The following is an 8,231-nucleotide window of genomic DNA, read 5'->3' as shown; positions in this document are numbered from 1 at the left end:
CGTGCGGCCAGCCCTGTTCGCCGTTCTGCGTGAGCAACGACTCGACCACCCGGTCTATCACGTCCGCTTCGGGGCGGTAGACGAACGACCCCTCGCGGAGTCGGACCGTGGCGGCCTTCACCTGTGTCCGAACGAACGCCCGATCGAACTCGTTTTCTTCCATGAAATCGAGAATCGCGTCCGTGTCCCAGCGGATTTCCTCCTCGTCCGTTTCGAGCGGGACGAGCGCCGTCTTCGGAACCGGAACGTCGAGTTCCCGAAGCCGAGACCAGTAGCTGTCGAAGCGACAGCGTTCGTCGGCGAAATCGGTGATGTAGAGCGGGGCCGCAGAGGGCATGAGTGGCAACCGATTCGATGAGAAGCGACATTACGATGTCGCCGAAGTATCCCCACCTCCGCTATTTCATATCGTGGAATGCGGTTCATTTCCCCAAACAATCACAATTCTATCAGAACGAGACAGTCGAGGTTCTCTACAGAATCAGGGTGGTTGAGTACAGCAGTCAGTAGAGAAAGTGTATTCATGTCGGTTTAAGTAGAATATCGCGGCCTAACCGTATCAATATAAGTTTCTGCCGCCCGTCCGAACCGCCGTATCCATGTCAGATGCTAACGCACGGACCGTACGGGAACAGTGGGGAAGTCGATTCGGCTTCCTCATGGCAATGCTCGGCGCGATGGTCGGCGCCGGAAACATATGGCGGATGCCGTTCACGACAGGCGAGAACGGAGGTGGCGCGTTCCTCGTGGCGTACGTCATCCTCCTGTTCCTCATCGCCGTTCCGGGGCTGATGGCCGAGACGGTGTTCGGGTCGTACACGAATCGCGGCGTCATCGGGTCGTTCAAATCCGCGTTCGGTGAGGGCCGCGCGGAAGGGCTCGGGTTGGTCGTCGTCATCGTGAACATCGCCTTGATGTCCTACTACGCGCCCATCATCGGGTGGACGATGTACTACGCGGCGAACTCGGTTCTCCTGACCTTCTCGCAACCGGGCTTCGACCCGCAGTCGTTCTGGTCGGCCTTTTCGGGATCTCCGGCGCTCACCGTCGGGATGCACACCGTCGCCATGGCGGCGACGGGAGGCGTCCTCCTGTTCGGCATCAAGGACGGTATCGAGCGCGTCGTCAAGTGGATGATTCCGTTCCTCGTTCTCGCGCTCATCGCGGTGGGAATCAAGGGACTCACGCTCCCCGGTGCGATGGGCGGACTGGAGTTCGTGTTCACGCCGGACTGGAACTACCTCGTGCGTGCGGAGACGTGGACCGCCGCGCTCGGACAGGCGCTCTTCTCAACCGGCCTCGGTTGGGGTATCGCGCTCACCTTCGGGAGTTACCTGAGCAAGAACGACGACGTGCCGCTCGGCGCGGGCGTCTTCACCGCCGTCGGGAACACGAGCGTCGGGCTGCTCGCCATCTTCGCCGTCTTCCCGGCGGTGTTCGCGTTCGGGCTGGAGCCGAGCGCCGGGTCCAATCTGGCGTTCATCTCCCTGCCGAGCGTCTTCCCGCGGATGACGGGCGGGGCGATTTGGGCCATCCTGTTCTTCGTCGGCTTCCTGTTCGCCACGTTTTCGTCCGGCCTCGCCATCACCGAAGTCGCGGTGACGACGGTCACCGAGGAGACGAGGTTGGACCGCCGCGGTGCCGTTCTCGGAGTCGTCGGCCTCATCTGGTTGGTCGGCCTTCCGAGCGCGTACTCCGCCGACTTCCTCGGGCTGATGGACTTCATGTTCGGAAACTGGGGTCTGCCGCTCGCGGCGTTGCTCATCATCCTGACCGTCGGCTGGCAGCTCGAAGCCGAACCCATGCGCGTCATCGCGCTCAACCGCAACTCAGACATCCACGTCGGTGGGTGGTGGGTCGGCATCATCAAATTCTTCATTCCGGCGCTGATGGTGGGCATCATGGCCTACTACGTCGTGATGAGCGTCGGTACGTCGTTCGTCCGGACGGTCGGCGGCGTCGTGTTGATGGCCGTGTTGCTCGTCGGTGCGGTCCTCATCATGGGTGCGCTCCGCGGACGTGGCGGGACGAGTGAGTCACCTGAAACCGCCACAGGAGGGGGTGATTGAGATGGCACTCTCGACGAGCGCGTGGGTCGTCATGCTCGGGTCCATCGCCGTCCTCTGGGGCACGGCCGTGTGGGCGCTCGTTCGCTCCCTCCGCGACGAGGATGAAAAGCTCGAACTGCTGAACGAACAGGGAGAAATCGACACCTACTCCCCCCGCTCGATGACGGAACTCCGGGAGTGGATACGGGAGAATCCCGACGACAAACACGCGTCCGAGGCCCGCGAGCGCTACAACGAGTGCGTCGAGACGCTCAGACGTATCGATACGACGTTCTACGACTGGAACCAATCGGAGATCGACTCGCTGGAGCGGTTGTAGCGGCGCTTCAATTTTTTGTCACTCGGCGCGTTCGACGCGACACGGCAGGGCTTCGAGTCCGTGGAGCAGTTGGGTCGAAAGCGGACGTTTCGGTTCGTCGGTCGGCGCAACGGTGTCGAACCGGTCCAAGAGCGCGTCGAGCGCGACGTCCGCCTCGACGCGGGCGAGCGGCGCGCCGAGGCAGTAGTGGATGCCTTTCCCGAACGCGATGTGTCGGTTGGGGCTTCGCTCCGGCCGGAACTCCTCCGGCGCGTCGAACACGTCGGGGTCGCGGTTCGCGGACCCGATCCACGCGGTCACCAACTCACCGGCTTCGATGGTTTCGCCGCCGAGTTCGACGTCCTGGGTGGCGACGCGACGGATAGACTGAGCGGGAGAGCGGTACCGAAGCACCTCCTCTATCGCCTGCTTTCGGTCGACTTCACCCGTCCGAACGGCATCGGTCACGTCGTGTTCGTCGAAACACCACACGGCGTTCGTGATGAGATTCGTCGTCGTGATGTTGCCCGCGATGAGAAGGAGGATGCAGAATCCGATCTTCTCCTCGCGCTCGAGGTCGTCGCTCGTCGCCGCGAGCGTGATGAGGTCGTCACCGTCCCCGTCGGCCCGCTCGTCGAGCAGGTCGCCGAAGTACTCGGCCATCTCTCGACGAGCGCGTTGGCGCTGTCGTTCGTTTTTCTCCATCGCCGTTTTCGTCTCCTCCGTCGGACTGGCGACCAGCGCGTCCGACCACGACTTGAATTGGTCGCGGCGTTCGGCGGGGATTCCGAGCAGTTCCGCGATGACGGTCACGGGGAACGGATACGCGAAGTCGCCGACGAGGTCGATTCGGTCCGCGTCCTCGACCGCATCCAGAAATTCGGCGGCGAACGATTCGAGACGGGGTTGCAGTTCGCGTATCGTTTCCGGCCGGAATCGTTCGTCCACGAACCGCCGAAGTCGGTCGTGTTCCGGGGGTTCCGCGTTTATCATGGTCCGGCGCATCGCTTGGTCGTCGTCGAACGACACCGCCTCGGCGTCCCGCATGTCCGAGGAGAACGCGTCGTAGTCGGAGAGCACGCGGTCCACGTCCTCGTACCGAAACACGTCCCACATCTTTCGACTCTCGTCGTAGCGAACGGGAGACTCCCGACGCATTCGTGCGTACCAGTCGAACGGGTCGAGTTGCCGCTGTCTGTCGTACAGTTCTTCGGGCGGTCGGAGGACCGATGACGCTTGGTTGGGAGACTCCATTAACTGAATAATCGTTCAGTTAGATTGTATGCTTTTTGGTCAGGAGATGGTTGATAGTATAAATAAAAAGTAGAGATAAACGTCGAGCAACTATCAGCACGGAGCAATTTCGAACTAAAAGAGGTACTGACCAGTCAGTTAGAATCGCATTTTACGGCCGCTCGTCCGAGGCGTGAAACGAGGGTCGGGTCCGGCTACGCCGAGGGACGCTTCACCGCCGTTCGCTCGGACGCACCCGGCGACGAGTGGTATATCGCCGCCCCGGTATCGGAACGGAACAGGTGGAGCCGTTCCGGGTCGGCGACGAGGCCGACCGTTTCACCCACTTCGACCGACCTTCGCGGGTCGGCTTTGACCGAGAGTTCGGTCTCGCCGACGGTGCCGCGGAGCAACAGCGACTCGCCGAGCGGTTCCGTGACGCTCACCGAGAGTTCGATATCGCCCTCACCCTCGCCGACCGCGAGGTCTTCGGGACGGATGCCGACCTGCCCGCGGTCGATATCGGTATCGACGCGCGTCTCCGTCCGCGGAAGCGGGATGCGAAATCCGTCCCCCTCGGCGACCCGGCGTCCATCACCCTCGGAGACGCGAGCGGGAAGGACGTTCATCGACGGACTGCCGACGAACTCCGCCACGAATCGGTTGACGGGATAGTCATAGAGCGTCTGCGGGTCGTCTACCTGCTGGATTTTCCCGTCGTTCATGACCGCAACGCGGTCGCCGAGCGTCATCGCCTCCGTCTGGTCGTGCGTGACGTAGATGGTGGTTCGTTCGAGTTCGGCGTGGAGTTCCGCGAGTTCCGCGCGCATTTCGACGCGCAGTTTGGCGTCGAGGTTCGACAGCGGCTCGTCCATGAGGAGAATTTCGGGGTCCCGAACGAGCGTCCGGCCGATGGCGACCCGCTGTCGTTCGCCGCCCGAGAGTTCACCCGGTTTCCGGTCGAGGAGGTCCACGATGTCGAGCGTGTCGGCCGCGTCGGCGACCGCCCGCTCGATTTCGTCGCTCGTGTACGACCCCGACGAGTTCATGCCGAAGGTCATGTTGCGCTCCGCGGTCATGTGCGGGTAGAGCGCGTAGTTCTGGAACACCATCGCCACGTTGCGGTCCTTGGGCGGGACGCCGTTGACGACGTCGCCGCCGAACCGAATCGTTCCGTCGGATATCGTTTCGAGTCCGGCGAGCATGCGAAGCGTGGTGGATTTCCCGCACCCGCTCGGTCCGACGACGACGAGAAACTCGCCGTCGTTCACTTCGAGGTCGATGCCGTTGACTGCCGTCACGTCGTCGTACCGCTTGACGACGTTTTTCAGTGAGATGGTTGCCATAACTGGTCACTTTTGTTGAAGTCCGAACGTTTGGAGGAGCGGACGGTGCAACACGAGGAGAACCAAGAGCGGGGGGACGAGCGCGATGACGGCACCCGCCATGATGAGACCCCACTGGGTTTGCCCCGCGGCGCTGGCCGACTGCAAGAGTTTGACACCGACCTGCGCGACCTGCTTTCGTTGCGTGCTCATGATGGTGAGCGGCCAGAGATACTGGTTCCACGCGTAGATGAACTCGATGACCGCGACGCCCGCTATCATGCCCTTCGACATCGGCACGAGGACGCGAAACAGGAACGTGAGCGGTTCGATACCGTCCAGCCGGGCGGTTTCGACGAGCGAGTCCGGAATCGACCGGAAGTGCTGTCGAAGCAGGAAAACGGTCGTCGCGCTGGCGAGGTAGGGCGCGGTCAGCGCGAGCAACAAATCCGACCAGCCGATGCTCGCCACGAACTGGAACAGAGAGAGGATGCGCACCGGGACGGGGAGCATCAGCGTGAACAGGATGAACATGAACACCAATCCCTTGAACCGGAACCGGTAGTAGACGATGGCCAGCGCCGCGAACAGCGAAATCGTCACCTTGCCCACGACGATGACGAGTGACATCACGAGCGAGTTGAGCAGATACCGACCCACCCCGTACTCGGTCATGGCGGCGACGTAGTTGTGCGCCGCCTGCCCGCCGGGGAGAGGTTCGTTGTCTGGTATATCTGGGTCGTCGTCTGCGTGCTCATCAGGAGCGCGAGCAACAGGGGCAACGCCATGACGAACGTCGAGCCGACGAGTGCGACGTGCACGAAGAGGTTGTCCGGGAGCACGTCCCGCCACGACCCCCGACGCACTCGGTCGGCGGCGGGGAGCGACTCCGTGCTCATGAGTTCCCTCCGTACTGGACGTACCGGTCGGAGAGGCGCAACTGGGCGTACGTCAGCACGCCGACGATGCCGAACAGGATGACGGACTCGGCGGATGCGAGTCCGAGGTTCGAGAACTCGAAGGCGTCCCGGTAGAGCTTGAAGATGAGGAAGTTGGTCGCCCCGTTCGGGCCGCTGTGGGTCATCAGGTCCACCAACGAGAACGTGCTGAAGAACGCGTAGATGGTGTCCATGACGACGAGGAACAGGAGCGTCGGCGAGATGAGCGGGATGTAGACGCGGGTGACGAGTTGAAACCGACTAACGCCGTCGAGTTTCGCCGCCTCGTTGAGCGTCTCGGGGACGTTGTTCAACGCGGCGAGGATGAAGATGATGTTGTAGCCGAGTTGCTTCCAGATGGCCGCTATCGCAACGATGACCAACGCGAGCGTGCCGTTCGTGAACCAGTCGAGCGTGATGCCGAACAGGTCGTGAAGGAAGTACGTGATGACGCCAAGCGTGGGATGAAACAGGAAGAGCAGAATCGTCCCTGCGACCGCTGGCGGGAGTGCATACGGCCAGATGGCGGCCACGAGATACGCCGCTTGCCCGGTCGTCACCTCGTAGAGGAGCGTCGCCACGAACAGCGAGACGGTCAGCGTGCCGACCACGACAGCGACGGCGAAGAGGGCCGTCACCGCGATGCTGTGACGATACTCGGGGGAGGTGAGGAGGGTTGCGAAGTTGTCCAGTCCGACGAACGTCTTGTGGAGACCCAGCACGCCCGTGTTGTAGAGGCTCAGACGGATCGTCTCGACCGACGGATAGTACAGGAACGCGACGAGAACGACTATCGTCGGCAGCAACAACAAGGCCGCCTGCCAGGTGCTCGAATACGTTGATTCTTTAGTGGACATGAAAAGCTGAGGTGAGTTACTTCTGGTTCGCGCGGGCCAGCTCGGACTCGACGTCCTTTTTCGCGCTGGCGAGCGCGCTATCGACGCTGGTGCCCTGAATCATGCTCACGTAGCTCTTCTCGACGATAGTTCGCGTCTTTGCGAACGGTGCCATCTGTGCGCCGCGAGTCGCCGTCGTATCCTTCGTGGCCTGCAGTTGGTCGAACGCCGTCTTGAAGTTGGGATTCTCGTCGAACCAGCCGTTGTCTTGGAGTTGGCCGACGGCCTCCTTGCGGACGGGGAAGTATCCCGTGTTCTTGTGCCATCGAACCTGTTGTTCGGGCTGGGTGAGCCACACGAGGAAGTCCGCCGCCGCCTTCTGTTTGGCGTCCGAGAGTCCCTTCGGAACCCAGAGCGACCCGCCGCCGATGACGACGCCCTTGCGTTTCCCCTCCGGGGTGGGCAGGTAGCCGGTACCCATCTCGAAGCCGTTCTCCTTCGCGCCCGCGGTGGTCGAGGCGATGCCCGAGGTGGAGGTGATGAGCATCCCGACTTTCCCGGCGATGAACGCCTGTTTCGCGGCGCTCCAATCCTCGATGCCGGGATTGAGGTACGCACCCTGCTCGTACAGCTCCGTCCACCAGTTGAAGATGCGCTTTGCCGCGTCGCTTTCGAGGTAAATCTCGGTCGGCTCGCCCTCGCGACCGTTCTCCTCGTTGACGAGGAGCTGATTTTGCTCGGCCATCCACTGCTCGACGAACCAGCCGTGATTCGGCCACGTGATTCCCTTCTTCGTGGCTCCCGAGTCGATCAGCTTTGCCGAGGCGTCCGCGATACCTTGGAAGGTTTTCGGCGGACTCTCGGGGTCAAGACCGTCCTTCTCGAAGGCGTCCTTGTTGTAGTACAGGACGGGATTCGAGGAGTTGAACGGCATCGAGTTGAGCGTATCGCCGATGCGGTAGTAGTTGAGGACCGGATTCAGGAAGTTGTCGTAGTCGATTGCGTCCGACGGAATGATGTCCTGGACGGAGACGAACGCGTCGCTGGTCCGTGCCAGTCCGGTCCCGATGTCGAAAAACTGGGCGACCGCCGGGGGTTTGTCCGCCTTGACCGCCGAAAGGGTCGAGTTCAACGTCTCGCGGTAGCTCCCCTTCGACGTCACCTCGACGGAGACGTCCTCGTGTTTGGATTCGAAGTCGGAACCCATCTGGTCCAACAGCTTCGCGGTGTCGCCGCCCATCGCGTGCCAGAACTTGATTGAGGTTTTTCCGCCGCTCAACTGACCGCTGCAACCGGCGAGCGCCAACGCACCGGTTGCGGCGCTCGTGGCCAGGAACTTTCGACGAGTGGATTCGTTCGTCATTACCCGTCGATTTGGACAACCGACCTTAAGGCGTTGTAATAGGCCTATATTGCGAATACATAATCATACGGAGTAGTCAATCGAAGTATGGATCGCACGCCGTTTCCATCGCAATCGCCACGAAAGTCGTATCGGAGACCCCTATCAGCGTAGTCGCAAGCCCCTTACG

At 61.9% G+C, this 8,231-nt stretch carries 6 protein-coding genes and 2 pseudogenes; 2 read left to right on the top strand and 6 right to left on the bottom strand.

Going from position 1 to position 8,231, the window contains the following annotated elements; all coding sequences use genetic code 11:
* Positions 1-337: pseudogene (locus BG842_RS07645) on the bottom strand (hypothetical protein); the annotation flags it as partial.
* A 262-nt stretch (positions 338-599) separates the two neighbouring features.
* Here BG842_RS07645 and BG842_RS07640 point away from each other — a divergent pair.
* Both BG842_RS07640 and BG842_RS07635 read left to right on the top strand, forming a co-directional pair.
* On the top strand, positions 600-2,069 hold the full coding sequence (locus BG842_RS07640) for a sodium-dependent transporter (protein ID WP_069450315.1): 1,470 nt from the start codon (positions 600-602) through the stop codon (positions 2,067-2,069).
* Between the two features lies 1 nt (position 2,070).
* Positions 2,071-2,388: a hypothetical protein gene (locus BG842_RS07635; protein ID WP_069450314.1), complete on the top strand. Its 318-nt coding sequence runs from the start codon at positions 2,071-2,073 to the stop codon at positions 2,386-2,388.
* Between the two features lie 18 nt (positions 2,389-2,406).
* On the opposite strand, the gene BG842_RS07630 is transcribed toward BG842_RS07635, so the two are convergent.
* From BG842_RS07630 to BG842_RS07610, 5 genes and pseudogenes are all read right to left on the bottom strand, one after another.
* Entirely contained in the window at positions 2,407-3,621 is a 1,215-nt protein-coding gene (locus BG842_RS07630) for a cytochrome P450 (protein WP_069450313.1), read from the bottom strand.
* A gap of 194 nt (positions 3,622-3,815) precedes the next feature.
* The gene (locus BG842_RS07625; protein ID WP_069450312.1) at positions 3,816-4,946 is read right to left on the bottom strand and encodes an ABC transporter ATP-binding protein; all 1,131 of its coding nucleotides are present in this window, start codon (positions 4,944-4,946) and stop codon (positions 3,816-3,818) included.
* Positions 4,947-4,952: 6 nt separating this feature from the next.
* Positions 4,953-5,824: pseudogene (locus BG842_RS07620) on the bottom strand (carbohydrate ABC transporter permease).
* Complete coding sequence (locus BG842_RS07615) at positions 5,821-6,720, bottom strand: carbohydrate ABC transporter permease (RefSeq protein ID WP_069450311.1); 900 nt, start codon at positions 6,718-6,720, stop codon at positions 5,821-5,823. The pseudogene BG842_RS07620 and the gene BG842_RS07615 overlap by 4 nt, the downstream one beginning before the upstream one ends.
* A 16-nt stretch (positions 6,721-6,736) precedes the next feature.
* Complete coding sequence (locus BG842_RS07610) at positions 6,737-8,062, bottom strand: ABC transporter substrate-binding protein (RefSeq protein WP_069450310.1); 1,326 nt, start codon at positions 8,060-8,062, stop codon at positions 6,737-6,739.
* Positions 8,063-8,231: the final 169 nt, after the last annotated feature.

Source organism: Haladaptatus sp. W1 (assembly GCF_001723155.1).
In the GTDB taxonomy this organism is placed as follows: Archaea; Halobacteriota; Halobacteria; order Halobacteriales; family Haladaptataceae; genus Haladaptatus; species Haladaptatus paucihalophilus.
This window is presented reverse-complemented; position numbering and strand designations above follow the sequence as displayed.

Coding starts and splice junctions, on each gene's coding strand:
- BG842_RS07640 (WP_069450315.1), top strand. CDS start 600: ATGTCAGATGCTAACGCACGGACCGTACGGGAACAGTGGGGAAGTCGA.
- BG842_RS07635 (WP_069450314.1), top strand. CDS start 2,071: ATGGCACTCTCGACGAGCGCGTGGGTCGTCATGCTCGGGTCCATCGCC.
- BG842_RS07630 (WP_069450313.1), bottom strand. CDS start 3,621: ATGGAGTCTCCCAACCAAGCGTCATCGGTCCTCCGACCGCCCGAAGAA.
- BG842_RS07625 (WP_069450312.1), bottom strand. CDS start 4,946: ATGGCAACCATCTCACTGAAAAACGTCGTCAAGCGGTACGACGACGTG.
- BG842_RS07615 (WP_069450311.1), bottom strand. CDS start 6,720: ATGTCCACTAAAGAATCAACGTATTCGAGCACCTGGCAGGCGGCCTTG.
- BG842_RS07610 (WP_069450310.1), bottom strand. CDS start 8,062: ATGACGAACGAATCCACTCGTCGAAAGTTCCTGGCCACGAGCGCCGCA.